Origin of the sequence: Cellulomonas sp. zg-ZUI22, from assembly GCF_017353535.1 — a bacterium.
Classification (GTDB): domain Bacteria; phylum Actinomycetota; class Actinomycetes; order Actinomycetales; family Cellulomonadaceae; genus Cellulomonas; species Cellulomonas wangleii.
On record NZ_JAFMUZ010000007.1, the window covers coordinates 124,428 to 150,089 of the forward strand.

21 protein-coding genes are annotated in these 25,662 nt (G+C 76.2%); 9 read left to right on the forward strand and 12 right to left on the reverse strand.

Features of this window, described 5'->3' with window-relative positions; translation table 11 throughout:
* Nucleotides 1–89: 89 nt before the first annotated feature.
* From folE to dacB, 6 genes are all read right to left on the reverse strand, one after another.
* Nucleotides 90–692: a GTP cyclohydrolase I FolE gene (gene folE / locus J1G43_RS15390; RefSeq protein ID WP_207371179.1), complete on the reverse strand. Its 603-nt coding sequence runs from the start codon at nt 690–692 to the stop codon at nt 90–92.
* Between the two features lie 10 nt (nt 693–702).
* Nucleotides 703–2,754, reverse strand: a complete 2,052-nt coding sequence (ftsH, locus tag J1G43_RS15395) for an ATP-dependent zinc metalloprotease FtsH (protein ID WP_207370938.1) — start codon at nt 2,752–2,754, stop codon at nt 703–705.
* Nucleotides 2,755–2,873: 119 nt separating this feature from the next.
* Complete coding sequence (hpt, locus tag J1G43_RS15400) at nt 2,874–3,428, reverse strand: hypoxanthine phosphoribosyltransferase (protein ID WP_207340436.1); 555 nt, start codon at nt 3,426–3,428, stop codon at nt 2,874–2,876.
* Between the two features lie 3 nt (nt 3,429–3,431).
* Nucleotides 3,432–4,589 (reverse strand): tRNA lysidine(34) synthetase TilS, encoded by a 1,158-nt coding sequence (gene tilS, locus J1G43_RS15405; protein ID WP_207378777.1) that lies wholly within the window; start codon nt 4,587–4,589, stop codon nt 3,432–3,434.
* A gap of 37 nt (nt 4,590–4,626) precedes the next feature.
* A complete protein-coding gene (locus J1G43_RS15410) occupies nt 4,627–5,715 on the reverse strand; it encodes a zinc-dependent metalloprotease (protein WP_207378778.1) in 1,089 nt (362 codons plus the stop codon).
* A 132-nt stretch (nt 5,716–5,847) separates the two neighbouring features.
* Nucleotides 5,848–7,260: a D-alanyl-D-alanine carboxypeptidase/D-alanyl-D-alanine-endopeptidase gene (dacB, locus tag J1G43_RS15415; RefSeq protein ID WP_207340433.1), complete on the reverse strand. Its 1,413-nt coding sequence runs from the start codon at nt 7,258–7,260 to the stop codon at nt 5,848–5,850.
* A gap of 157 nt (nt 7,261–7,417) precedes the next feature.
* On the opposite strand from dacB, the gene J1G43_RS15420 reads away from it, so the two are divergent.
* On the forward strand, nt 7,418–7,912 hold the full coding sequence (locus J1G43_RS15420; RefSeq protein WP_089800440.1) for an inorganic diphosphatase: 495 nt from the start codon (nt 7,418–7,420) through the stop codon (nt 7,910–7,912).
* A gap of 202 nt (nt 7,913–8,114) precedes the next feature.
* Here the strand turns inward: J1G43_RS15420 and J1G43_RS15425 are convergent, their stop codons facing one another.
* Entirely contained in the window at nt 8,115–9,578 is a 1,464-nt protein-coding gene (locus tag J1G43_RS15425; RefSeq protein ID WP_307859624.1) for a C40 family peptidase, read from the reverse strand.
* 465 nt (nt 9,579–10,043) lie between these two features.
* Here J1G43_RS15425 and J1G43_RS15430 point away from each other — a divergent pair, with 465 nt between their 5' ends.
* The 5 genes from J1G43_RS15430 to J1G43_RS15450 all read left to right on the forward strand — a co-directional run bounded on the left by J1G43_RS15430 (nt 10,044) and on the right by J1G43_RS15450 (nt 15,645).
* Nucleotides 10,044–11,363, forward strand: a complete 1,320-nt coding sequence (locus J1G43_RS15430; RefSeq protein WP_207340432.1) for a bifunctional o-acetylhomoserine/o-acetylserine sulfhydrylase — start codon at nt 10,044–10,046, stop codon at nt 11,361–11,363.
* Nucleotides 11,364–11,393: 30 nt separating this feature from the next.
* Nucleotides 11,394–12,695 (forward strand): homoserine O-acetyltransferase, encoded by a 1,302-nt coding sequence (locus J1G43_RS15435; RefSeq protein WP_242635845.1) that lies wholly within the window; start codon nt 11,394–11,396, stop codon nt 12,693–12,695.
* A 73-nt stretch (nt 12,696–12,768) separates the two neighbouring features.
* Nucleotides 12,769–13,491 (forward strand): maleylpyruvate isomerase N-terminal domain-containing protein, encoded by a 723-nt coding sequence (locus tag J1G43_RS15440; RefSeq protein WP_207378779.1) that lies wholly within the window; start codon nt 12,769–12,771, stop codon nt 13,489–13,491.
* A gap of 96 nt (nt 13,492–13,587) precedes the next feature.
* Nucleotides 13,588–14,547, forward strand: coding sequence for a zinc-binding dehydrogenase (locus J1G43_RS15445; RefSeq protein ID WP_207370941.1), 960 nt, complete (start codon nt 13,588–13,590; stop codon nt 14,545–14,547).
* Nucleotides 14,548–14,550: 3 nt separating this feature from the next.
* Entirely contained in the window at nt 14,551–15,645 is a 1,095-nt protein-coding gene (locus J1G43_RS15450; RefSeq protein ID WP_374191809.1) for an alpha/beta hydrolase, read from the forward strand.
* A 12-nt stretch (nt 15,646–15,657) separates the two neighbouring features.
* Here the strand turns inward: J1G43_RS15450 and J1G43_RS15455 are convergent, their stop codons facing one another.
* A complete protein-coding gene (locus J1G43_RS15455) occupies nt 15,658–17,046 on the reverse strand; it encodes a hypothetical protein (protein ID WP_207378780.1) in 1,389 nt (462 codons plus the stop codon).
* 227 nt (nt 17,047–17,273) lie between these two features.
* Between J1G43_RS15455 and J1G43_RS15460 the strand changes: the two genes are divergently transcribed.
* The gene (locus J1G43_RS15460) at nt 17,274–17,567 is read left to right on the forward strand and encodes an MTH1187 family thiamine-binding protein (protein WP_207340428.1); all 294 of its coding nucleotides are present in this window, start codon (nt 17,274–17,276) and stop codon (nt 17,565–17,567) included.
* A 23-nt stretch (nt 17,568–17,590) separates the two neighbouring features.
* Here the strand turns inward: J1G43_RS15460 and J1G43_RS15465 are convergent, their stop codons facing one another.
* On the reverse strand, nt 17,591–20,545 hold the full coding sequence (locus tag J1G43_RS15465) for an FAD-binding and (Fe-S)-binding domain-containing protein (protein ID WP_207378781.1): 2,955 nt from the start codon (nt 20,543–20,545) through the stop codon (nt 17,591–17,593).
* A gap of 89 nt (nt 20,546–20,634) precedes the next feature.
* Between J1G43_RS15465 and J1G43_RS15470 the strand changes: the two genes are divergently transcribed.
* Nucleotides 20,635–21,978, forward strand: coding sequence for an MFS transporter (locus J1G43_RS15470; RefSeq protein WP_207340426.1), 1,344 nt, complete (start codon nt 20,635–20,637; stop codon nt 21,976–21,978).
* 45 nt (nt 21,979–22,023) lie between these two features.
* Here the strand turns inward: J1G43_RS15470 and J1G43_RS15475 are convergent, their stop codons facing one another.
* The 3 genes from J1G43_RS15475 to J1G43_RS15485 form a co-directional block, all read right to left on the reverse strand.
* Nucleotides 22,024–22,464, reverse strand: coding sequence for an OsmC family protein (locus J1G43_RS15475; protein ID WP_207340425.1), 441 nt, complete (start codon nt 22,462–22,464; stop codon nt 22,024–22,026).
* A gap of 71 nt (nt 22,465–22,535) precedes the next feature.
* Entirely contained in the window at nt 22,536–23,690 is a 1,155-nt protein-coding gene (locus J1G43_RS15480) for an AAA family ATPase (protein ID WP_207340424.1), read from the reverse strand.
* A gap of 17 nt (nt 23,691–23,707) precedes the next feature.
* Nucleotides 23,708–25,006 carry a M15 family metallopeptidase gene (locus J1G43_RS15485; protein ID WP_307859625.1) on the reverse strand — a complete coding sequence of 433 codons (1,299 nt, stop codon included), beginning with the start codon at nt 25,004–25,006 and terminating at the stop codon, nt 23,708–23,710.
* Between the two features lie 128 nt (nt 25,007–25,134).
* Here J1G43_RS15485 and J1G43_RS15490 point away from each other — a divergent pair, with 128 nt between their 5' ends.
* Nucleotides 25,135–25,614 (forward strand): hypothetical protein, encoded by a 480-nt coding sequence (locus tag J1G43_RS15490; RefSeq protein ID WP_207340423.1) that lies wholly within the window; start codon nt 25,135–25,137, stop codon nt 25,612–25,614.
* The last annotated feature ends 48 nt before the right edge of the window (nt 25,615–25,662 follow it).

A 25,662-nucleotide genomic window follows, 5' to 3' on the forward strand; every position in this document is an offset into this window, starting at 1 on the left:
GCGCCCGCAGCGCGGGAGGCAGCGCCGTGAGCCGGGGCCCGTCGGCGTCGCCCCGCTGCGTCGTCGGCCGCGTGTCCACGTCGGTCCCGTCAGCGGCCCGTGACCAGGCTCATGGCCTCGGCACGGGTCGCCACGTCACGCATCTGCCCGCGCACGGCCGACGTGACGGTGCGCGCCCCCGGCTTGCGCACGCCCCGCATGGACATGCACAGGTGCTCGCACTCGACCACGACCAGCACGCCCGTCGGGTCGAGCACCTCGACCAGGGCGTCGGCGATCTGCGTCGTCAGCCGCTCCTGGACCTGCGGGCGCCGGGCGTAGACGTCCACCAGGCGCGCGAGCTTCGACAGACCCGTGATGCGCCCGTCGGCACCGGGGATGTAGCCCACGTGCGCGACGCCGTGGAACGGCACCAGGTGGTGCTCGCAGGTGGAGTACACCTCGATGTCGCGCACCAGGACCATCTCCTCGTGGCCGAGGTCGAACGTCGTGGTGAGCACGTCGCGCGCGTCGAGCCGCAGCCCGGCGAAGATCTCGCGGTAGGCGCGGGCGACCCGTGCCGGCGTCTCGCGCAGCCCCTCGCGGTCGGGGTCCTCCCCCACGGCCAGCAGCAGCTCGCGGACGGCACGCGCCGCACGCTCCTCGTCGTACGACCCGGCGGAGGCCCCGCCCGTCACGGCGGGTGGCGTCACGTCGCTCACGTCACCGAGGTCCGTCCGCGTCCGGCGTGCCGTCCGGGGGCAGCTCGACGACGGCGGTCGCGGGGTGCTCGGGACGGGCCGCCGCGGCCTCGTCCTGCGGCACCACGCCGTGGCCGTTGAGCGCGGCCTTCTCAGCCGGCGTCATGACGGGCCCGCGGTCGGACACCGCGCGCTCCTCGGCGGACAGCCACACGTCGCGCGGCGGGCGCTTGACGACCGGGGCGAAGATCTCGGCCAGCTGGTCCTGGTTGAGGGTCTCCTTCTCGAGGAGCTCCAGCACCAGGGCGTCGAGCACGTCGCGGTACTCCACGAGGACGTCGCGCGCCTCGTCGTGCGCCCGCTCGATGAGCGCGCGGACCTCGAGGTCGATCGACGCGGCCACGTCCTCCGAGTAGTCCCGCTGGTGGCCGACGTCGCGGCCCAGGAACATCTCGCTCGACTCCTGGCCGAGCTTGATCGCGCCGATCCGCGCGCTCATGCCGTACTGCGTGACCATCTTGCGGGCCGTGGACGTGGCCTTCTCGATGTCGTTGCTCGCCCCGGTCGTGGGGTCGTGGAACACGAGCTCCTCGGCGACGCGCCCGCCCATGGCGTACGCGAGCTGGTCGAGCAGCTCGTTGCGCGTCGTGGAGTACTTGTCCTCCATCGGCATGACCATCGTGTAGCCCAGGGCGCGCCCGCGCGGCAGGATCGTCACCTTGGTCACCGGGTCGGTGTACCGCATGGCGGCGGCCACCAGGGCGTGACCGCCCTCGTGGTACGCCGTGATCTTCAGCTCCTTGACGTTCATCACGCGCGTGCGCTTCTGCGGGCCGGCGATGACGCGGTCGATCGCCTCGTCCAGCGCGGCGTCGTCGATGACCTGCGCGCCACGGCGGGCCGTGAGCAGCGCGGCCTCGTTGAGCACGTTGGCCAGGTCGGCGCCGCTGAAGCCCGGGGTGCGGCGCGCGACGACCGCGAGGTCGACGCCCGGCGCCATCGGCTTGCCCTGCGCGTGCACCTGCAGGATGTGCTCGCGGCCCTTGAGGTCGGGCGGCTCGACGGCGACCTGCCGGTCGAACCGGCCGGGGCGCAGCAGCGCGGGGTCGAGGATGTCGGGGCGGTTGGTCGCCGCGATGAGGATGACGTTCGTCTTGACGTCGAACCCGTCCATCTCGACGAGCATCTGGTTGAGCGTCTGCTCGCGCTCGTCGTGCCCGCCGCCCAGGCCGGCGCCGCGGTGACGCCCGACCGCGTCGATCTCGTCGACGAAGATGATCGCGGGGCTGTTCTCCTTGGCCTGCTGGAACAGGTCGCGCACGCGGCTCGCGCCGACGCCGACGAACATCTCGACGAAGTCCGAGCCGGAGATCGAGTAGAACGGCACGCCCGCCTCACCGGCGACCGCACGGGCCAGCAGGGTCTTTCCGGTCCCGGGCGGGCCGTACAGCAGCACGCCCTTGGGGATCTTGGCACCGACGGCCTGGAACTTGGCCGGCTCGGCGAGGAACTCCTTGATCTCCTGCAGCTCCTCGACCGCCTCGTCGACGCCCGCCACGTCCGCGAACGTGACCTTCGGCGACTCCTTGCTCACCAGCTTGGCCTTCGACTTGCCGAAGCTCATGACCTTCGAGCCGCCGCCCTGCATGTTCGACATCAGGAACCAGAACAGGCCCAGGATGATGATGAACGGCAGGACGAGGGTCAGCAGGCTGCCCCACCACGACGGCTGCGGGACCTTCGAGGTGAAGCCGTTGGGCGGGTCGGCCGCGGTGATCGCGTCGACGACCTGCTCGCCCTGCGGGGTGACGTAGAAGAAGTAGACCTGCTTGCCCAGGTCACCGTCCTCGTCGGGGTCCGGGTCGTAGGCCTCGGTGAGCGTGAGGTCCACGCGCTGCGTGCCCTCGGTCACCAGGGCCTGGTCGACCTTGCCGTCCTCGAGCAGCTGCAGACCGGCGGACGTGTCGATCTGCTGCGACGCGGGCACCTGGAGCATGCCGAACGCGGTGAGCAGGATGGCGACGGCCAGGGCGACCCAGATGAAGGGGCCGCGGAAGAGACGCTTGACATTCATGGGCGATCGGGGCGTGGCCCCTCATCCTCCGCTCGCAGGGACACTGCCCTTGAAAGTACACGCTGGACCTGGACGGCCCCTGTGGTGTTCGCCCAGGGCACAGGCGCCCCGCGGCCGGCTCAGTCCTGGTAGACGTGCGGCGCCAGCGTCCCGACGAACGGCAGGTTGCGGTAGCGCTCGGCGTAGTCGAGGCCGTACCCCACGACGAACTCCGTCGGGATGTCGAAGCCCACGTACTTCACCGGCACCTCGACCTTCGCCGCCTCGGGCTTGCGCAGCATCGTCGCGATCTCGACCGACGCCGGGCCGCGGGAGCGCAGGTTGGACAGCAGCCACGACAGCGTCAGGCCGGAGTCGATGATGTCCTCGACGATCAGGACGTGCCGGCCGATGAGGTCGGTGTCCAGGTCCTTGAGGATCCGCACGACGCCCGAGGACTTGGTGCCCGAGCCGTACGAGGACACCGCCATCCAGTCCATCTCGACCTTGCCGTGCAGCCGGCGCGCCAGGTCGGCCATCACCATGACCGCGCCCTTGAGCACACCGACGAGCAGCAGCGGCTCGCCCGCGTAGTCGGCGTCGATCTGCGCCGCCATCTCGTCGAGCCGCGCGTGGAGCTGCTCCTCGCTCAGCAGCACCCGCTCGAGGTCGTCACCCATGTCCGCCGCGTCCACCGCTCACTCCCGGTCGTCGTGCTGTTCGTCGTGCTCGTGGTCCTGGTGGTCCTGCCTGCCGGCCCGTCCCCCGGCGGACCGTGCGGGCCGGGCCGCGTCGGCACCGCCACCCGCGGCCTGTGGCAGGCCCAGGTAGAGCCTGCCACACCCGCGTCGTGCCACCCGGCCACCGGGCAGGTGCACCGGCCCCTGCCCGCGCCACTGCGTGACCAACGCCTCGACGGCCAGCACGTGCACGCGCGCGAGCGCACCCGGCGGGCAGCCCGCGCGCACCGCGGCGTCGTGCAGGACGCGCCGCCGCACCGCGGCAGGGGCTGCCGCGAGGGGGCCCACGTCCAGCACGACGACCCCGGACTGCCCGGGCGCGGACGCGGACGCGACGAGCCCGGCGGCCGCCTGCTCCAGCGCCTCGTCCGCGTCGGCGAGCGCCTCCGCCGTGCGGGCGAGCGCCTGCGCGACCCCGGGTCCCAGGACCGTCTCGAGCACCGGCAGCACCTCGGTGCGCACACGGCTGCGCAGCGGCAGGTCGTCCGCGGACCCCGGCACCGCGCCGGTCCCGGCGACGACGTCCGTCCCGGCCGGCGGCCGGCCGTTGGTCGGGTCGTGCCACGGGACCAGGCCCTGCGCCGCGCACGCCGCCTCGGTGTCCGTCCGCCGCAGCGCGAGGAGCGGGCGGCGCAGGCGCCCGCGCACCGGCCGCATCCCGGCCAGCGCGCGCTCGCCGGACCCGCGCGCGAGCGCCAGCAGCACCGTCTCGGCCTGGTCGTCGAGGGTGTGGCCGAGCAGCACCGCCGCCGCGTCGAGCTCGTCCGCGACCGCGTCGAGCGCGGCGTGGCGGGCGGTCCGGGCGGCGCCCTCCGGCCCCCCTGCGGTCCCGACGTCCACGCGGACCACCCGCACGGGGTCCAGTCCCAGGGCGCGGCACGCGGCTGCGGCGTCGCGCGCGACGTCGGCGGACCCGGGCTGCAGCCCGTGGTCGACGACCACGGCGCCCGCCCGCCACCCGGCACGCGGGGCCTCCCACGCGAGCCCCGCGGCCAGCGCCAGCGAGTCGGCGCCACCCGAGCAGCCGACGAGCACCGTGCGGCCCGGCGGCACGTCGGCCAGGGCGCGGCGCACGGCGACGCGCACGGCGGCGACGGCCGGCGGCGGCCCGCTCACGGCCGACGGGGCCGCGGCGTCGAGCGACGGGCGCAGGTCATCCGTGCACGCGGCGCACCCACACGGCGGGGTCGCCGATCTCGGCGGCGCTCGGCAGCGCGTCGGGGCCGCTCCACACCGCGTTCAGGCCCTCCGTGCCGACGCGGGCGCGCACCGCCCGGACGAACGACGCACCGTCCCGGTACTGCGCCAGCTTGAGGTCCATGCCCAGCAGCCGCCGCAGGAGGCGGTCGACGCCGGTCGCACGGGCCGACGCGTCCCGGCGCCGCTCGAACGCCCTCCGGATCGTCCGCACGGTCGGCACGACGGACGGGCCCACCTCGTCCATCATCACGTCCGCGTGCCCCTCGAGCAGCGCCATGACCGCGCCGACCTCGTCGAACACCTCCCGCTGGCGCTCGGTGAGCAGGTGCAGCACACCGCCCTCGTCGTGCGTCACGGCGCGCACCAGCGCGCTCAGCAGGTCCTCGAGGCGCGGCAGGGCGGCACGCTCCGGTGCGCCGCCGGGGGCCAGGTCCGCCAGGTCGGCGAGCAGCTCCGCCGACCGCGCGCGCAGGTGGTCGGCGAGCCACGGCGCGGTGGCGAACTGCAGGGCGTGCGTCTGCTCGTGCAGCGCCACCCAGAGGCGGAAGTCGTGGCCGTCCACGCGGAGCTGACGCTCGGTGGCCAGGACGTTGGGCGCCACCAGCAGCAGCCGCCCGGGCTGCCCGGGCGCCGCGGTGAACGGGTCGTACTGCCCGATGACCTTGCCCGACAGCAGCGCCAGCACGCCGCCGACCTGCGCGGCGGCGGCCAGCCGGGCCGCGTCCGGCACGACCACGGGGGTGCCGTCGCGGCGCGTGGCCAGCGGTGCGGCCATGACCGCGAACATCTCGGCGTTGGCGGTCGCCCAGCGCGGCCGGTCCACCACCAGGACGCGCGAGAGCTCGGCGGGGTGCCGACCGTCGGCAGGCACCATGCCGGTCGCGTCGACGACGTGCCGGGCCGCGACGCCCGCCGCCGCCCGCAGGTCCGTCACGAGCTCGACCAGGGTGGCCCGGTCGGCGACCGGGCCGGGGGCCGCGACCCGCCCGGCCAGGCGGGCGGCGGCGTTCCAGTCGACGGGTCCGGGAGCGGTGGGCTGCACGCGCCCACGGTAACGCGCGAGCGCGCGGCGGGCGGGGTCAGCGCGGGCGGGGTCAGCGGCAGGCGGCGTCAGCGGCAGGCGGCGTCAGCGGCAGGCGGCGTCAGCGGCAGGCGGTGTCAGCGGCAGGCGGTGTCAGCGGCAGCCGCAGGCCGCCAGCGACCCGACGAAGCCGTCGATGGCCTGCCGGGGGGCCCACTGCCCGCCCTCGGGCGTCTGGTCCGCCATGACGACGAACACGAGCTGGCGTCGCTGGCTGTCCAGCACGGTGCCGGCCAGGGAGGTGACTCGCGGCAGCGAGCCCGTCTTGGCGCGCACGAGCCCGCGGGCGTCGGACCGGGTGAAGCGGTCGGACAGCGTGCCGGACAGGCCGGCGACCGGCATGCCCACGGCGACGTCGCGCAGCAGCGGGTGCGCGGGGTCCGTGGTCAGCCGCACCACGTCGGCCAGCAGGGCCGGTGACAGGGAGGAGCCGGCGCCCAGCCCTGACGCGTCGACCATCCGGGCGGCCGACACGTCGATCCCGAGGGTCCCGACCTGGCGCAGCACCGCCTGCGTCCCGCCGTCGAAGCTGGCGGGCAGGCCGGCGTCGAGCGCGACGAGGCGGGACACGACCTCGGTGATGGTGTTGTCGGACGTCTCCAGGAAGTAGTGCACGACGTCGACCAGGGGCGCGGACTCGACGCGCGCGAGCTCCGGCGCACCCTGCGTCGACGACGTGCGCGTCGGCTCGCCCTGCACCGTGACGCCCAGCTCGCCCAGGCGCTGCGCCAGCACCTTCGCCGCCGCCAGGGACGGGTCCGACGTGCGCGGCGCGTACTCGCCCTCACCGACGCGGCCGATGTCGACCGCCAGCCCGGTGACGGGCGCGACGAACCCCTCGTTCACGTTGGCGGGGTGCCACGCCGGGCTGACCGTCGGGCCGGCGAACAGCGCGTCGTCCACCAGCAGGCGCACGCTGGTCGTCCCCTGCAGCGCCAGCGCCGCGGCGGTGCGTGCCGCGAGGTCGGCCATGCCCGCGCGCCCGGCGGTGGCCGCCGGGTCGCCGGCACCGGCCGCCAGCATCATGTCCCCGCCCGCGACCAGCGCGATCGTGCCGTCGTCGACGCGCACCACCCGGGTGGGCAGCGTCGCGTCCGGGTCGAGCGCCGTGAGCGCGGCGACGCCCGTGAGGATCTTGGCCGTCGACGCGGGGATGCGGCCGGCGTCGGGCTGGTGGGACGCGAGCGTCTCCCCCGTGAGCTGGTCGACCACCGTGACCCCCACGCTGGGGCCCAGGCGCGGGTCGGTGACGAGCCCGTCGACCAGGGACTGGACCTGGGCCGCGGCGGGCAGCGGCACCTGCGGGTCGAGGTCGCCCAGCGCCCGCGGCACCGCGGTGGGGTCGACCGCGCCCGGCGCCGTGGGGAACGGGGACGGGTCCGGCACGGGGGGTGCCAGGGTCACGATGCCGGGCACGACGTCGTACGCGTCGGCCGTCGCGTACCCCGCTCCGAGCAGCACGACCACGAGCGTGCCCACCCCCGCGACCCGTCCTGCTGTGGCCATCGTCACTCCTTCCGGGACGTCGTGCCCCCTGCGGCCCGGTACCGCCGCAACGGTGGGTCAGACTACTGTCCGAGACAACGGCGCCCGGGGAGACGACGCGCCCAGTGGTCGATCGACCACCGCCCGGGGGGCGGGGACGCGTGGAGGGAAGCAACAAGTGGAGTTCGACGTCACGATCGAGATCCCCAAGGGGCAGCGCAACAAGTACGAGGTGGACCACGCGACGGGGCGGATCCGCCTCGACCGGATGCTGTTCACCTCGACGCGCTACCCCGACGACTACGGCTTCATCGAGGGGACCCTCGGCGAGGACGGGGACCCGTTGGACGCCCTGGTGCTGCTGGAGGAGCCCACGTTCCCCGGCTGCCTCATCCGCTGCCGCGCGCTGGGCATGTTCCGCATGCGCGACGAGGCCGGCGGTGACGACAAGGTGCTGTGCGTGCCGACGGGCGACCAGCGCGCCGCGTGGCGTCAGGACATCGACGACGTGTCCGACTTCCACCGCCTGGAGATCCAGCACTTCTTCGAGGTCTACAAGGACCTCGAGCCGGGCAAGTCCGTCGAGGGCGCCCACTGGGTGGGCCGCGCCGACGCCGAGGCCGAGATCGAGCGGTCGCGGCAGCGCGCGATCGACTCCGGCTACAACCACTGAGCACGCACAACTGAGCACGCACGGCCCCTCGGGGGTCGCGCACGAGGGCGGTCGGGCGGTGACGCCGGGCCGCCCTCCGGCGTTCCCGGGGCATGACGGGCGGGCGTGCGGACGCGCAGGCGACCGGGACACCGCGGCGCGTCGGGACGTGCGGGCGCCGGACGTGCCGCGCGGACGTGCCGACGAGGGGGTGACCCCGTCGTCAGGGGCGACCGGCGAACGGCATGGTCTTCGACCAGCGCATCGACGTGACGCGCAACGGCACACCGGGCCTGGACGCCTCGACGATCTGCCCGTTGCCCACCCACATCGCGACGTGGTGGATCGAGTTCGGGTCGGCCGGGTTGTCGCCCCAGAACACGAGGTCGCCGGGCCGCAGCTGGTCGTACGAGATCTTGAGGACCTGCTTGTACTGGTCGCGCGACGTGCGGTTGATGCCGACGCCCGCGGCGCGCCACGCGCCGCCCGTCAGGCCCGAGCAGTCGTACCCGTCGGGGCCGGTGCCGCCGTAGACGTACGGCAGGCCGACCTTCGACTGCGCCCACGCGACGGCCGCGGCACCGGCTGCGGCGGATCCGCGCGACGTCCCCGTGCCCAGGCCGTAGGGCGTCGAGGGCGCGGGAGCGGGAGCGGGTGCGGGTGCGGGTGCGGGTGCGGGTGCAGGGGCCGGGGCAGGAGCCGGCGCGGGCGCGGGAGCCGGTGCCGGAGCAGGCGCGGGAGCCGGGACCGCGGGACGCGGGCCGCCCGAGCCACCGCCGTTCGAGCCGCCGCCCGGCGCGGGAGCGCTCGGGGCGGTCCCGGGCGCGGGCAGCCGCTGCGCCTGGGCGGCGGCCTCCGCACGGGCACGCCGGTCGGCGTCGAGCGCGTCCTGCCGGGCACGCTCCACCTCGGCACTGGTCTGCCGGGCCGCGGCGAGGGCGGTGATGAGTCCGTCACGCTCCGTACGGCCCGCAGCGAGCGACGCGTCGGCGTCGGCCTGCACGCGCTCGGCCTGTGCGAGCGCCTCCGCGGCGGCGTCGGCGGCGGCACCGGCGGCCTGCGCGGCGTCGGCGGAGCGCCGCTGCATCGTCTCGGCGACCAGCAGCGCGGCCTGGTACTCCTGCACCGCGTCGTCGGCCTTGCCCGTCACCTGGTCCAGGGCGGTGGTGCGGCGTGCGACGTCCTGGAAGCCGTCGGCGGACAGCGCGGCCTCGAGGACGTCGGCCGACCCACCGGTGCGGGCGAGCTGCCGGGCGAAGGTGACCAGCCGGCGGCGCGCCTCCTCGGCCTCCGCGGCGGCGTGCTCGGCGCGCCCGGAGGCGTCGGCCGCGCGCGCCCGGGCGGCGTCGGCGTCGGCCACCGACCGGGTGTAGCCCTCGGCGGCGGTCTGGACGACGACCTCGGCGGACTCGGCCGACGCGGCGAGCTCGGCGAGGCGCACCTCGAGCTGCGCCACGGACATCTGCGCCCGCGCCACCCCGGCACGGGCCTCGCGCACGTCGTCCGCGGACGGCGTGGCGGCTGCCGGCGTCACGACGAGCCCGAGCGTCAGCAGGCCGACGGGCAGCACGGCGAGGCGGCGCGGCACGCGGCGGGCGAGGGGGCGGCGGGCGGCACGCAGGCACGCCGCACCGGGACCGTCCACGGGGGCCGGGCGGGGCTGGGGTGTCACGTCGCCGTCATGCACGTTCGGCACGCTACCTGTGGGATTCACACAAGAGAACACCTGTCACAACAGTCCCAGAAGTCACACCGTTGTGGTTCGGGAGCAACCCGGACAGACCCCCTGGGCTGTTCGGGTGACGACCGCGCGTCGGGGTCGCCGACCCCTCCGATCCGCGGGAACGGGCCCCGGCGGCGCGGGGCACGGCCGGGGCGCGTCGCCGATCTCGAAGGGTGAGATGTCCGTGCCACGGAGCGGGACGGAGCACGTAGTCTCCTGGACATGTTCCGTCGAATGTGTCGCTGACCGCGCACGTTCCCCCTGCCCACGGGCCGGTGGTCCGGCGAGGGTGCCGGATCCACCGACCGGCCGGCACCGGAGCAGCACGTGCGCTTCCCCTGACCCCCCGCGGGGCGGGCGTCGACGGCGCGCTCCTCGGGTGACAGTCCCCCACCCCGACCACCCGGCACCGCCGGCGAGGAGCACACCATGAGCAACGAGAGCTGGAGCTTCGAGACCCGGCAGGTGCACGCCGGCCAGACCCCCGACGCCGCGACGGGCGCCCGGGCGCTGCCGATCTACCAGACCACCTCCTTCGTCTTCGACTCCGCCGAGCAGGCCGCGGACAGGTTCGCGCTCAAGGAGCTCGGGCCCATCTACACGCGCATCAACAACCCGACCCAGGAGGTCGTGGAGAACCGCATCGCGAGCCTGGAGGGCGGGGTCGGCGCGCTGCTGCTCGCGTCCGGCCAGGCCGCGGAGACGTTCGCGATCCTCAACATCGCGCAGGCCGGCGACCACGTCGTCGCGTCCCCCAGCCTCTACGGCGGCACCTACAACCTGCTGCAGCACACGCTGCCCCGGTTCGGCATCGAGACCACCTTCGTCGCCGACCCGCACGACGCCCAGGCGTGGCGCGACGCGGTCCGCCCGAACACCAAGCTGTTCTTCGCCGAGACGATCCCCAACCCCAAGTCCGACGTGCTCGACATCGAGCTCGTCGCCGGCGTCGCCCACGCGCACGGCGTGCCACTCGTGGTCGACAACACCGTCGCCACCCCGTACCTCATCAACCCCCTGCAGTGGGGCGCCGACGTGGTGGTGCACTCGGCCACCAAGTACCTGGGCGGGCACGGCACCGCGATCGGCGGCGTGATCGTCGACGGTGGCACGTTCGACTACGCCCAGCACCCCGAGCGGTTCCCGGCGTACAACACGCCCGACCCGTCGTACAACGGCCTGGTGTTCGCCCGCGACCTGGGCGTCGGCGGAGCCTTCGGCGTCAACCTGTCCTTCATCCTCAAGGCGCGCGTCCAGCTGCTGCGCGACCTGGGCGCCGCGATCAGCCCGTTCAACGCGTTCCTCATCGCCCAGGGCGTCGAGACGCTCTCGCTGCGCGTCGAGCGGCACGTCGAGAACGCGCAGAAGGTCGCGGCGTGGCTCGAGGCGCGCGACGAGGTCCGGCACGTGCACTACGCGGGCCTGGAGTCCAGCCCGTGGCACGCCAACCAGCTCAAGTACGCGCCGCGCGGCGCGGGTGCCGTGCTGGCGTTCGAGCTCGACGGCGGCGCCGCGGCCGGTCAGGCGTTCGTCTCGGCGCTCGAGCTGCACTCGAACGTCGCGAACATCGGTGACGTGCGCTCCCTGGTGATCCACCCGGCCTCGACGACGCACAGCCAGCTGACCCCCGAGCAGCAGGCGCTGTCGGGCGTGACGCCGGGGCTCGTGCGCCTCGCGGTGGGCATCGAGCACATCGACGACATCCTCGCCGACCTGGACGCGGGGTTCCGCGCGGCCAAGGGCGCCTGAGACCCGGCCCCGACGAGAGGCGCTCGCACGATGACCCGACCCGACCCCCGACCCCACACCCGCACGCCCGCGCCCGCCGGGCGTGCGATGCCCGCGGGGCCGGGGGCGGGCCCGGTCGACGTGCCGGACCCGCTCGTCGGGCGCCCTGCGCGCCGCGGCGGGACGCTCGGCAGCCGCCGCCCGCTGCCGGAGCGGCCGCCCGTGCCCGCGAGCGCGGCGTGGCGCGACGGCGCCGACCCGGGACGCCGGCAGTTCGCCGACCTCGGTCCGCTGAAGCTCGAGTCCGGTGGTCGCCTGCCGGCCGTCCGCCTGGCGTACGAGACGTGGGGCGAGCTGGACGAGGACGGCAGCAACGCCGTGCTGGTGCTGCACGCGCTCACGGGCGACTCGCACGTCACGGGTGACGCGGGTCCGGGGCACCCGACCCCCGGGTGGTGGCAGTCGATGGTGGGCCCCGGTGCGCCCATCGACACCGACCGCTGGTTCGTCGTCGCGCCCAACGTGCTCGGCGGGTGCCAGGGCTCGACCGGCCCCGCGTCCGACGCCCCCGACGGGCGTCCCTGGGGAGGGCGGTTCCCGCTGCTCAGCGTCCGCGACCAGGTGGCCGCGGAGCTGCGCCTGGCGGACCTGCTGGGTGTCGACTCGTGGGCGCTGGTCATCGGCGCCTCGATGGGCGGGCACCGCGTGCTGGAGTGGGCGGCCTCGGCACCGGACCGCGTCGACGCCGTCGCCGCGATCGCGACGTGCGCGCAGACGTCGGGCGACCAGATCGCCGGGTTCCACACCCAGCTCGCCGCGATCACCGCCGACCCGCGCTACCGCGGCGGCGACTACTACGACGTGCCGGACGGCGAGGGCCCGCACGCCGGGCTCGGGCTCGCCCGGCAGATCGCCCACCAGACGTACCGCTCCGCGGTGGAGCTGGACACCCGGTTCGGGCGGATCCCGCAGGGCGCCGAGGACCCGCTGGAGGGCGGCCGGTTCGCGGTGCAGTCGTACCTCGACCACCACGGCGACAAGCTGTCCCGGCGGTTCGACGCCAACACCTACGTCACGCTCACGCGCACGATGATCACGCACGACCTGGGGCGCGACCGCGGCGGGGTGGAGGCGGCGCTCGCCCAGGTCACGGCGCGCGCCCTGGTGATCGCCGTCGACAGCGACCGGCTGTTCACACCGGCGCAGTCCGAGCGGGTGGCGGCCGCGATCCCCGGGTCCGGCCCGGTCCGGTACGTGCACTCCGACTACGGGCACGACGGCTTCCTCATCGAGGAGGACCAGGTCGGCCGGCACGTCGCGGACTTCCTGCGCGAGGGCGCCCGCCGGGCCTGACGGGGCCGCCCGGACGCATGAGGCGGCGGGCCCGATGGCGCGCCGGACGGCGGGAGACGGCACCATGGGGCGCATGTCCGTCGACGTCGCGACCGCCGCCACCGCCCTGCGTACCCAGTGGGACCGCCTGCACGCGTGGGTGGAGGTGATGGCGGACCCGCGGCTCGGGCGGGAGCCGTCGGTGCTCGACGGGTGGAACGTCGTCGAGCTGTGGGCGCACCTGGGCCGGGCGATGGACGCGCTGGCCGGGTGCACGCCGCTGCCGGCGGGCACCGTCCCGATGACCCTCGGCGAGTACCTCGGCACCTACCGGGACCGGGCGCAGGACGTGGTGGAGACGACGCGCCGGCTGGCCGCCGAGCACGCCGCCGACCCCGTCGGCTACGTGACGGCCTCCGCCCGGGCGGCCTTCGCGACGCTCGACACCCTGGGCGACGGCGACCCCGTGGTCCAGGCGCGCCGTGGCCCGGTCCGGCTGTCGACGATGACCGTCTCGCGCGTCCTCGAGCTCGTCGTGCACGGGGACGACCTGTACCGCTCGGTGCGTCGCGTACGGGCCGCCGACGCCGTCACCGACCCGGTGGACCCGGGCGCCCTCGCGCTGGCCGCCGACGAGCTGCTGGGCATCGTCCGTGCCCGCGGCGGGTGGGACCTGGAGGTCTCCGACGCGCGCCGCTGGGTGCGTCTGGCCACCGGCCGCGCGCCGTACGACGTCGACGAGCTGGCCCTCGCGCTGCAGGCGCGGTACACGTCGGACGCCGTCCCCGACCTGGGGCGCATGCTGCCGCTGATGTGAGGTCCGGTCGCGTCGGGACGCCGCACCCCGCGGGCCACGACGCGCGGCGGGCGTCCTCCTGGTGGGTCGGCGCGACCCGGCGGGCTAGCGTGGGGCATGCTCTGCGCCCGCGTCACGTCCTTCTCCCCCGACGACCCGCTGACCGGCCTGGACGTCGGTGACGCGCCGCAGCCGCCGGCACCGGACGGCTGGACCACCGTCGACGTGCGGGCCGCGTCCCTCAACCACCACGACCTGTGGTCGCTGCGCGGCGTGGGGCTGCGCGCCGAGCAGCTGCCGATGGTGCTGGGCACCGACGCCGCCGGTGTCACGGCCGACGGCCGGGAGGTCGTCGTGCACGCGGTCGTGGGCGGCCCCGACGGCCGCGGGGTCCCCGCCGACGAGCCGCGCACCCTGCTGTCCGAGCGGTACCCCGGGACCCTCGCCGAGCGCGTCGCCGTCCCCGGGTGGAACCTCGTCGACAAGCCCGCCGAGCTGTCGTTCGTCGAGGCTGCGTGCGTGCCGACCGCGTACCTGACCGCGTACCGCATGCTGTTCCGCTCGGGCGGTGCGCAGCCGGGGCAGCGCGTGCTGGTGCAGGGCGCGGGCGGTGGCGTGTCGGTGGCCGCCGTGCAGCTCGGCGCCGCGGCGGGCCTCGAGATGGTGGTCACCGGCCGCGACGCCGCCAAGCGTGAGCGCGCGCTGGCGCTCGGGGCGGCGCAGGCCGTCGAACCGGGTGCCCGGGTCGGCCGCGTGGACGTCGTGCTGGAGACCGTGGGCCGGGCGACGTGGGAGCACTCGGTGCGTTCCGTGCGGCCCGGTGGACGGATCGTCGTGGCGGGGCTCACGTCCGGTGACCCGGAGCCGGCGTCCCTGACGCGGGTGTTCTTCCAGGAGATCAGCATCGTCGGCGCGACGATGGGCACCCGGGACGAGCTCGGGCAGGTGCTGGCCCTCCTCGCCCGGACCGGTGTGCGCCCCCTGGTCGACTCGACGTACCCGCTGGCCCGCGCGCGCGACGCGCTGGCCCGCCTGGCGTCCGGCGCCCACGTCGGCAAGATCGTGCTCGAGGTCTGAGGCGTGCGAGCCTCCCGTGACCCGGGCGGCGCCGACGTCCCGGCCGGGGCCGGCGCCGCGGCGGACGCCGCCGCCCGCCCGGTCCCGCAGGCCCCGGCCGGACCGGTCCCGCCCGCCCGCTGGGACGGCGCCGCCCTGACCACCACCTGGTCGCCCGACGCGCTCGGCGAGGGCTTCGAGGCCCGTCGCCTGGACCTGGCGGACGACGACGAGGGCGAGGTCACCGCCACGCTGGTGCGCCTCGCGCCGGACCCCACGCTGCGCCCCGCGCGCGTGGTGCTGTACGTGCACGGCTGGTCGGACTACTTCTTCCAGACGCCGCTCGCGCACTTCTGGCGCGCGCAGGGTGCGGCGTTCTACGCGCTGGACCTGCGCAAGTCCGGCCGCTCGCTGCGACCCCACCAGACCCCCGGCTACGTCGACGACCTGCGCACCTACGACGAGGAGATCGGCGCGGCGCTCGCCGTGGTGCGCGCGGAGCTCGGGCCCGTCGCGCGTGTCATGCTCATGGGCCACTCCACCGGCGGGCTGGTGCTGAGCCTGTGGACCGCCCGCCACCCGGGGGCCGTGAGCGGGCTGGTGCTCAACTCCCCGTGGCTCGAGCTGCAGGGCTCGTCCCTGGCGCGGCACCTGTCGGCCCCGGCCATCAGCCGGCTCGCACGCTTCAACCCCAAGGCCGCGCTGCCCAACATCGACCCCGGGTACTACGCGCGCACCATCGACGTCGCCACCGGCGGGGACTGGACCGTCGACGACCGCTGGCGACCGACGCCGTCGTTCCCCGTCCGTGCAGGGTGGCTCAGCGCGATCATGGTCGGGCACGCGGCGGTCGCGCGCGGCCTGGGCATCGACGTGCCCGTGCTGGTGACCATGTCGGACCGGACGCTCATCAGCGCACGCTGGAGCGAGGAGATGCGGTCCGCGGACGTCGTGCTGGACGTCGAGGCGATCGCGCGGCGGGCGGTCCAGCTGGGGCACGTGGTGACGGTGGTGCGTGTGCCCGGCGGCATGCACGACCTCACGCTGTCGGCGCGCCCCGCCCGTGAGCGGTTCTACGCCGAGCTGACCCGCTGGCTGGCGGCCTACGGCTGGTCCTGACCGGCCCGGGCGTCACAGCGCGCCGGTGGCCTCCGACAGCGTGGGACCGCCGTCGCCCAGGCGCCAGGCCCGCCAGCCGTCGACGCCCTCGACGCCCGAGACCGCGGCCGCCGCGTCGTCCGGGTCCGTCAGCACCGTGCCGTCGGGCAGCTCGATCATGCCGTCGGGGCGCAGCAGCGCCGAGAATCGCTGGCCCCGGCGCTCGCGCACCCACACGAGCGTCGTCACGGCACGCCGGCTCTTGGCGAGCGTCGCCAGCGCGGGGTACGGCCAGTCGGGCCGCTCCGGGCGGGGCGCGGCGGTCGCGTCGGGCGGGCTGTCCGCCAGCGCGTGCCCACCGGGCGACGTCGTGACCTCCGCCTCGGTGCGCGCGTCACGCTCGGCGCCCGGGCGGTCCGGCGTCCGGGGGCCGTCGACCACCGCGGCGCGCAGGCCGGCGACGGGCGTCAGCGTGGGCGGTCCCTCGAGCATGGAGGAGGACGGCGGCACGGACGCGTCGCGCGGCCACTCGGTGACGTCGGGGCGGCCCGGGCCGCCGTGGCGCGGGGTCTCCGCCGGCGGCTCCGGCGGCTGGGCCGTCGGCCCCGCGGTCCGGAACGGCAACGGGGTCGGCTCGGTCACGCTGCCGCGCCGGCCGATGGGCGTGGGCGCGGGCGGCTCCGTGCGCTCGGGCGGCGTGACCGCGCGCAGCTCACCGGTGGGCTGCGACCGACCGCGTGCGGCCGGCGCCCCGGGGCCGCGCTCGAGCTCGGGCTCGTACGCCATGGCGGTCGCGAACGCCTCGCTGGAGCGCACCAGCCGCAGGGCCGTCGGCTCGACCGTGCGGCGCACCCCCTCGTGCAGCGCGAGCGGGGAGACCTCCAGCAGGCGACGCTCGTCGCCCCGCACGACACCCACCTGCATCACGTCGACCTGGTGCTCGCCGCCGCGCAGGAACCCGAGGGCGTCCGCGGCCTCGGCCGCGACCTCGGAGCACAGCAGCAGCAGACGCACCCCGCCGCGGGACCGCCCGGCGGCGGCGCCGAACGGCACGTGCTCGCGGAACGCCGCGAAGTCGACGGCGAACCGCGACGGGTCCGCGTGGTAGGCGCGCGCGAGGTCCGCCGTCGTCATGCGCGCGGCCGCTCCGCCGTGCCGCAGGGCGGTGACGATCGCGTCCTCGTCGAGCACCTGGGCCACCGCCACGACCACCGGCCGCCCCGACGCGTCGAGCGCGAGCAGCTCGGGCAGGTCCGACCGGTCCGACGCGCCACGCGCCCGCACGACGAACAGCGGCTCCCCCGCGATGGCGGCGAGGTGGTGGGTGACGAGCGCGGTGACCTCCTGGGCGAACGACCCGGCGAGCGGCTGCATCGGCTGGACGAGGCGCGGGCGCCCGTCGTCGAGCTCGAAGATCGGCATGTCGCGTCCGGGCCTTCCTTGCACGGCGGGGCGGGCGGGGCGGCGTCACGCCCGCCGGCGCGGTGCCGACCGGGCGCGCGTCGTCGCCCGCCCACTGTCCCACATCCGACCGGGCCCGGTCAGCCCGTCGTCCGGGGGACGTGGGGTCCGTCGGGAGTGCCGGGCGCGAGGGTCCCGGGTCCACCCGCGGGTGGACGCGCGGGCCTGCCGCGGGCAGGGTGGGACCCGTGCTCGTCGCCTTCTCCGTCGCCCCGCTCGGTGCGGGTGAGTCCGTCTCCCACGCCGTCGCCGACGCCGTGCGCATCGTGCGGGAGTCCGGCCTGCCGCACCGCACCGACGCCATGTTCACCACGCTCGAGGGCGAGTGGGACGAGGTGATGGACGTGGTGCGTCGGGCCACCGAGGCGGTGGGCGCGCACGGCCACCGGGTCAGCCTGGTGCTCAAGGCGGACATCCGTCCCGGGCACACCGGCGAGCTCGACGGCAAGGTCGCCCGGGTCGAGGCCCTGCTCGACGGCTGACGGGACGGCGCGTCCCGCGCCCCTCAGCCCTCCGACGCCCCGCGCCCCAGCCGCGACGCCAGCAGCTCGGCCAGGTGCACGCCCTGCACGTCCGCGAGCTGCTCGGCCTGCGTGCGGCACGAGTACCCGTCGGCCAGGTAGACGTCCCCCGGGGCCGCGGCCCGCAGCGCCGGCAGCAGCGCGTTCTCCGCGACGGCCACCGAGACGTCGTAGTGGCCCTTCTCCATGCCGAAGTTGCCGGCGAGCCCGCAGCACCCCGCGAGCGCGGAGAACTGCGCGCCGGCCTCGGTCAGCAGGCGGCGGTCCGCGGTCCACGTCATCACCGAGTAGTGGTGGCAGTGCGGCTGCACGACGGCCGTGACGTCGGACAGGTCCGGCACCTGCCAGCGGTCCCCCGGCCCGATCGGCGCCGGTGCGGTCAGCAGCTCCGCCAGGGTCCGGGTCTCGCGCTGGACGGCCACGGCGCGCGGGTCGTCCGGCAGCAGGTCGACCAGGTCGCTGCGCAGCACGGCGGTGCACGACGGCTCGAGCCCCACGATCGGGATGCCGTTGACGGCGAACGGACCGAGCACCTCCAGCAGGTGCTCGAGCTGGTGCCGCGCGCCCTCGAGCTGGCCGGTGCTGATCCAGGTCAGCCCGCAGCACGCGTCGTGGTCCGGCACCAGCACCTCGTAGCCCGCGTCGCGCAGCACGGCCACGGCCGCGTGGGCGACCGACGGGGCGAGGGTGTCGCTGAACGAGTCGGTCCACAGCAGCACCGGGGGACGCGGCGTCGCTGCCGTGGTGGCGTCCGCGTCGGCGGGCAGCGTCACGCGCGCGGCGTCGTCGCGGCCCACGACGCGCACGTCGCCCGACCGCCGCCCGGCCCGCCGCGCCCACGCCCGGAACGGCACCGGCGCGAACCGCACCATGCGCCGCCGGGTGTCCATGCCGCCCAGCGCCAGCACGGCCTTGGCGACGGGCCGGATGCCGAGCACCGCGTTGGCCACGGCCGCGAGGCCCGGGACGCCCGTGACGAGACGCGCCCAGCGCGGCAGCCAGCCCAGCGCGTAGTGGTTCACCGGGCGCAGCCGACGGCGGTACGTGCGGTGCAGCACCTCCGCCTTGTACTGCGCCATGTCGACGCCTGCGGGGCAGTCGGACGAGCACGCCTTGCAGCTCAGGCACAGGTCCAGCGCCTCGTGCACCTCGGGCGAGGACCACCCGCGCGAGACCAGGCTGCCGTTGGCCATCTCCTGCAGCACGCGCGCCCGGCCGCGGGTGGAGTCCTTCTCGTCCTTGGTCGCCAGGTACGACGGGCACATGAAGCCGCCGGCCGCGCTGTTGTCGGCGCGGCACTTGCCCACGCCGACACACCGGTGCACGGCGGTCGTCATGTCGCCGCCGTCGTGCGCGAACGAGAAGCCCGACGCGGCGGGCAGCGGGCGCGCCGCGGGCCGGCGCAGGTCGGCGTCGAGCGGGCGGGGGCGCACCAGCACGCCCGGGTTGAGCAGGTCGCGCGGGTCGAACAGGTCCTTCACGGCGCCGAACAGCTCGATCGTCCGCGGGGAGTACATGACGGGCAGCAGCTCGGAGCGGGCGCGCCCGTCGCCGTGCTCCCCGGACAGGGACCCGCCGTGGCGCGCGACCAGCGCGGCGGCGTCCTCCATGAACGCCCGCAACGGGTCGCCCGACCGCGTCAGCGGGACGTCGAGGCGCAGGTGCAGGCACCCGTCGCCGAAGTGCCCGTACGCCAGGCCGTCGACCCGGTGGTCGGCCATGAGCGCCTCGAGCTCGCGCAGGTAGGCCCCCAGCCGTTCCGGCGGCACCGCGGAGTCCTCGAAGCCGGGCCACGCCTGCGCGCCCGACGGCGTGCGGCCACCCAGCCCGGCACCGTCCTCGCGGATCCGCCACATCGCCGCCGCGTCGGGCCCGGGCGGGAAGATGCCGACCGCGGCGGTGCCCGCGTCGGCCGCGAGCGCGCGCGCCGTCGCCAGCGCGTCGTCCAGGGTCGGCCCGCCGACCTCGCACATCAGCCAACCGCCGCCCGGGGGCAGGTCGGGCACCGCCGCGGCGCCCTTGACCCGCCGCACCACGTCCACCAGGCGCGAGTCCATGCCCTCGATCGCGAGCGGCGCGTGCGCGAGCAGGGCGGGCACGGCGTCGGCTGCCGTCGGCATGTCCGGGTAGCCCAGCACCACCAGCACCGGTGCCGACGGCACGGGCACCAGGTTCACGGTGGCCCCGAGCACCGTCACCAGCGTGCCCTCGGTGCCCACCAGCATCTTGGCCAGGTCGGTGCCGTTCTCGGGCGTCAGGTGCTCCAACGAGTACCCGGACACCTGCCGGCGGAACCGGCCGAGCTCGGTGCGGACCACGTCGAGGTGCGCACGGACCAGCGCGTCGAGCCCCGGGACCGCGTCGAGCGCACCGGCCCCCGCACGCGCGGTGAAGCGCCGGCCGGTGCCGTCGACGACGTCGAGGTCCACCACGTTGTCCGCCGTCCGCCCGAAGGCCACGGCCCGCGGCCCGCACGCGTTGTTGCCGATCATGCCGCCGAGGGTCGCGCGGGCCTGCGTGGACGGGTCGGGCCCGAACCGCAGGCCGTGCGGCGCGGCGGCCCGCTGCAGGTGGGACATGACGACGCCCGGCTCGACGCGCGCCGTGCGCGCCTCGGGGTCGATCTCCAGCACCCGGTTCACGTGCCGCGAGAAGTCCAGCACGATGCCCGTGCCGACCGCGTTGCCGGCCACCGACGTGCCGCCGCCGCGCGACGTCAGCGGGGTCCCGGTCTCCCGCGCGACGGACAGCGCCGCGAGCACGTCGTCCGTGTCCCGCGGGAAGACCACGACCTGCGGCACCACGCGGTAGTTGGAGGCGTCGGTCGAGTACTCGGCCCGGCGCCGGGAGGAGTCGTCGACGCTCCCCCGCACCGCGTCGCGCAGCGCGTGCACGACGTCCCGGACGTCGGTCCCGGTCGCGTCGGTCGTCACAGCCACGTGCGGCAGTCTCCCACCACGCCACCGGGACCTGCACGGGCCGTCCGGTCCGCGGCGTCCGTGTGGGAGGCCGGTCGTACCGTCGGACCGTGCGACGCGCCCCGGTCACGGTCCTGTGCGCGGTCCAGTTCGTCGACGTCCTCGGCGTCACGAGCGCGACGACCGCGATCCCTGCCGTGCTCGCGGGCCTCGGCCTCGACGCGCACGCCGCAGGCCCGCTCGCGACGGCGTACGCGATGTTCTTCGGCGGCCTGCTGGTGGTCGGTGCGCGCCTCGGGGACCGCTACGGCCACCGTCGGGTGCTGGCCGCGGGGCTCGTGGGGTTCGCCGCGGTGTCCCTCGTCGGCGGGCTCGCCGGGTCGCTCGCGCAGGTGCTCGCCGCGCGTGCGCTGCAGGGCGCCGCGGCGGCGCTGTCGGTCCCGTCGGCGCTGCGGCTGCTGCTGCACGCCACGCCCGAGGCCGACGCCCGGCGCACCGCGCTGGCCGCGTGGAGCGCGGCCGGCGCCGCCGCGGGCGCCGCCGGGTTCGTCGTGGGCGGCGCGCTCGTCGAGGCGCTCGACTGGCGCGCCGTGTTCTGGGTCAACGCGCCGGTCGGGGCCCTGCTCCTGGTGGGCGTGCTGCTCGTGGTGCCCGCGCTCGCGCCCGACGACCGCACGACACGGCTCGACCTGGTGGGCGGGGCCCTGCTGGTCGTGTCGGTGATGTGCGTCGTGGCAGGGGCCGCAGCCGTCGAGCAGGGTGCGGGGGCGGGGCGCTCCGGCCTGCTCCTCCTGGCGGGCACGGTGGCCGCCGTCGGGTTCGTGGCGCGGATGCGGCGGGCCACGGACCCGCTCGTCCCGCCGGCCGCGTGGCGGTCGGCCCAGCTGCGGGACGGGACGGTGCTGTCGTTCGTCAACACCGCCACCACCAGCAGCGCGGCGGTGCTCGCGACCCTCCACCTGCAGGACCGGCTCGGCCTGTCCGCGCTCGCGACCGGGCTCACGCTGCTCGGGCTCAGCGTGCTCGTCGTCGTCGGGGCCGCGGCAGCCAAGCCGCTGCTGGACCGCCGGGGGCCGCGCACGGTGGCCGGGCTCGGCCTGGCGGTGGTCGCGGTCGGCGACGTCGTGCTCGTCGCGGGCGGCGCGACGTGGGCGGCGGTCGGGGCGGGTGCCGCCGTCCTCGGCCTGGGGCTCGGCCTGGCGTCGGTCGCGGCGACGGCGCTGGGGACCGACGTGCCGGAGGACCTCGCGGGCAGCGCCAGCGGCATCCTCAACACCGGCGCGCAGCTCGGCACCGCGCTCGGCACCGCCGTCCTCGTCATGGTCGCCGGGGTGACGTCGGTGTCGTGGGGATGGGCCGCGGCGGCGCTCGGAGCGGCGGTCACCGCGGGGTGGTCGTGGCGCGCCGGGCGGGCCGACGCGGCGCGCCACGGCGCGGCGACGGTCGGCGCCTGAGGCGCCCGGCGGCGCCTACCCGCCGCGCCGCCGGCCGCCTCGCCCTCAGGACTCCAGGGCCGCGTCGAGCGTGATGTCCGTGCCGGTCAGCGCCTTGCTCACGGGGCAGCCGGCCTTGGCCTTCTCGGCCGCCTGCTGGAACCCGGCCTCGTCGAGGCCCTCGACCTCGCCGCGGACCTTCAGGGCGATGCCGGTGATGCGGAAGCCGCCCGCCGGGTCCGGACCCAGGCTGACGTCGGCGGTCACCTCGAGCGCGACGGGCGTCCCGCCGGCCTCGGCGATGTCCGCGGACAGCTGCATGGCGTAGCACGACGAGTGCGCCGCGGCGATGAGCTCCTCGGGGCTCGTCGTGCCGCCCGCGTCCTCGGCCGCCCGCTTCGGGAACGAGACGTCGTACGTGCCGACCTGCGAGCTGCTCAGCTCGACCTGGCCGCCGCCGTCCTGCAGCGTGCCGTTCCAGGCGGTGCGTGCGGTGCGCGTGGGCATGACCACTCCTTCGTCCGTCGGTGGGTGGGCGCGAGCCGCGCCCCCCAGCGACCCTACGGGGGTGCCCCGCGTCAGCGCGCGCGCTCCAGGTGGGCCGCGACCACGTGCGGCGGTGCGCCCGCGGCCCGCAGCGCCCACGCGGCGCGGGCGTGCAGCGCCCGGCGCTGCCCCTCGTCGAGCCCCGCGTACAGCGACGTGCGGACCAGGTCGTGGCGGAACACCAGGCGGTCGCCGCGCGCGTGGACCACACCGGCGGCCAGACCGTGGCGCAGGGTCCGCCAGCACTCCGTGACCGGCTCGCCCGCCAGCGCGGCGAGGTCACCGACGACGAACGAGGTGCCCAGCACCGACGCCTGCCCGAGCATCGTCAGGACGTGCGGCCCCAGGTGCTGCACGTGCGCGCGCCCCACCTCGTCGAGCTCGTCGAGCCAGCCCGTGCCGACGACCTCGACCACGCCGCCCGAGCGCTCCAGCACACCGCACGCCTCGGCGGTCCGCAGCACGTCGACCACCAGCCGCGGGTTGCCGCCGGTCGTCGAGAGCACGCCACGCAGCGCCGGCCCCACGCTCCCGCGCAGCAGGTGCTCGGCCAGCTCGACCGTGGCGGCCGGTCCGAGCGGGCGCAGCTCCAGGTACCGGGCCCCGGCGCGCGTCCAGCCGGCGACGACCACGTCCAGCTCGGCGCGGTGCGGCACCCCGCGCATCGTCATGACCGTCAGGGCGCTGGGCAGCGCCCCCTCCCCGGCCAGGTCGGCCAGCAGGTGCAGGCTGCACGGGTCGGCCAGGTGCACGTCGTCGAGCGCCAGCACCCACGGGCCGAGCTCACCGCGGCGGCGCACCAGGGCCGCGAACAGCTCGTCCGCGCGGGCGAAGCGCGCCGGGGCGCCCGCACGCTCGGGCGGCAGGACCTCCAGCAGCGCCGCGAGCTCGGCCACGACCGGGCCCCGCCCGTCCCGACCGCGCGACGGCCCGAGCAGCGCGTCGGTGAGCAGCGTGTACGGCGGGGCCGCGGGACCGACCGCACGGCCGAGGCACACCTCGATCCCCAGGAGCCCGGCGGCGCCCTGCAGCGCCTCGACCAACCGGGTGCGACCGACGCCGGCCTCGCCCTCCAGCAGCACCGTGGCACCGCCACCGGTCGCGACGGAGGACAGCAGCTCGTCGATGTCGTCGAGCTCGGCCCCGCGCCCGACGAGCGGGCGCGCGCGGGACGTCGGCTCGGTCATGCACCCGATCGTATGACTCAGCCCACGTACTCCCAGTGCCACGGCTCCGGCTTGCTGCCGCCGGCCTGCGCCCAGGCGGGGTGGACCCACTGGAACGACGCGGCGTTCTCCCGCATCCACTGGTGCTCGGCGGTGCCGAAGCCCTGCACCCCGCCGGCCAGGTCGACCGCGAGGCCCCAGCCGTGGTTGGACGTGCCGGGCGCGGCGCACAGGCCACCCTTGTTGGCGCGGCACGCGACCTGCGCACCGTAGGACCGGTAGGAGTCGGTCACGTACAGCGGGCGGCCGAAGTGCGCGGCGAACGCGGCGTTGAGCGCCTCGAGGGCCTCGGCCGCGTCGCAGCGCAGCCGGGCGTTGCCGTCGAAGGACACCCCGCACAGCGCCTCGTCGGGGATGCGGCCGTTCGCGTACCCCTGCAGCGAGACCTTCCACGCGGCGCGCTGCGCCTCCTTCTCGGCGGCCACGCGCGCTGCCTCCTCGGCGGCGGCCTGCGCGGCGGCCTGCGCGGCGGCCTCGGCGGCGGCCTGCGCCGCGGCGGCCTCGGCCCGCTTCTGGTCCGCGGTGCCGGAGACGACCTCGGCGGCCTCCTTGACCCGGTCGAGCGCCGCGCGCAGCGGCGTGGTCCCGGGGTCCGTGGTGGGCGGCAGCGTCACGTCGGCGATCCGGTCGGACGCGTCCTCCTCGGCGGGCGCCGGCTCGGCCGGTGCGTCAGGGGCCGGCGCCTCGGCGGCGGCCGCCGCGGCCTCGGCTGCGGCGGCGTCCTCGGCGGTCGCGCCGTCCGCCGGGTCGACGGTCGCGTCGGTGGTCTGGGCGGTGCCGGTGTCCACGACGTCCTGCTCGCCGCGCTCCGCGTCGCGCGAGGCGCTGCGGGACCGCTCGACGATCTCGGGGATCTCGACGTCCGCCATGGCGGCCTGCAGCTCGGCGGTCGCGGCGTCGAGCTCGGCGAGCAGCTCGTCGGGGACGGCGGCCTCGGCGGCGTCCGCGCGGACGGCGACGGCCTCGTCCACGGCGGCCTGCGCCGCCTCGACGGCCTGCGCGCGCAGCTGCGCGGTGTACGCGTCGGCCGCACGGGCGGCCGCGGCCCGGGTGAGGGAGGAGTCGTCACCGGCCACGGCGGCGACGGAGGGCTCGGCGTCGGTCGTCACGACGACCGCGCCCATGCTGAGGACGAGAGCCAGGGCGATGCCGCCCTGGGCGGTACGGATGGCGACACGGGGTACACGTGCGGCACCGGGGGAAGCCGGTCGCTGCGGGCGGGGCGCGGCGTGCTTGCCTCCCGTCCGTCGCCGGACGGTGATCTTTCTGTTACTCACGCGCAACACGTTATGTGTCTCGGACTGTCGTCCAGAAAAGTTGAGGCCGAGAGAGCGCGAAGATCCTGTGCACGTTCTGTTACCACGGAGACACGCGGCCCGCACGGCGGCCCACTACGCTGACGCCCGTGCCCGCAGACGTCCGCCCCGACACGGCGAGGACCGCCGCCCCACCGTCCGCCGCGGACGGCGGGGGCCTGGACGACCTCTACGACATCGCCCGCCTGGCACGGCGGCTCGACGTGGAGCACGCGACGATCCGCGTCTGGCTGTCACGCAAGGTGCCGTGGCTGCCGCCCCCCGACGGGCGGCTCAACGGCGGTGCCGTCTGGCGCGCGTCGACGCTCGAGGGCATCGAGGAGCGGCGCTTCCGTCGCCGCCCGGGCCGCAAGCCCCGCTTCACCTCGGCACCCGCAGCCGCCGACGTGCCGCGCACGGGATCCATCCCCGTGGTGGCACCGCGCACGGGCGCCGTCCCGCTCGTCACCGCGCCCCGCGTCGGCGCCGAGCCGCCTGCCGCCGGACCCCTCGTCGCGGCCCCCGCAACGGCCCCGACCGTCGCCGCGAACGACCCGTCCCACGCCGTCGGGGCGCTCACCTCCCGCTGATATCCGCCCGATCCCGGCCGAACCCTCCCTGCGCCGCGCCCGTGGCGG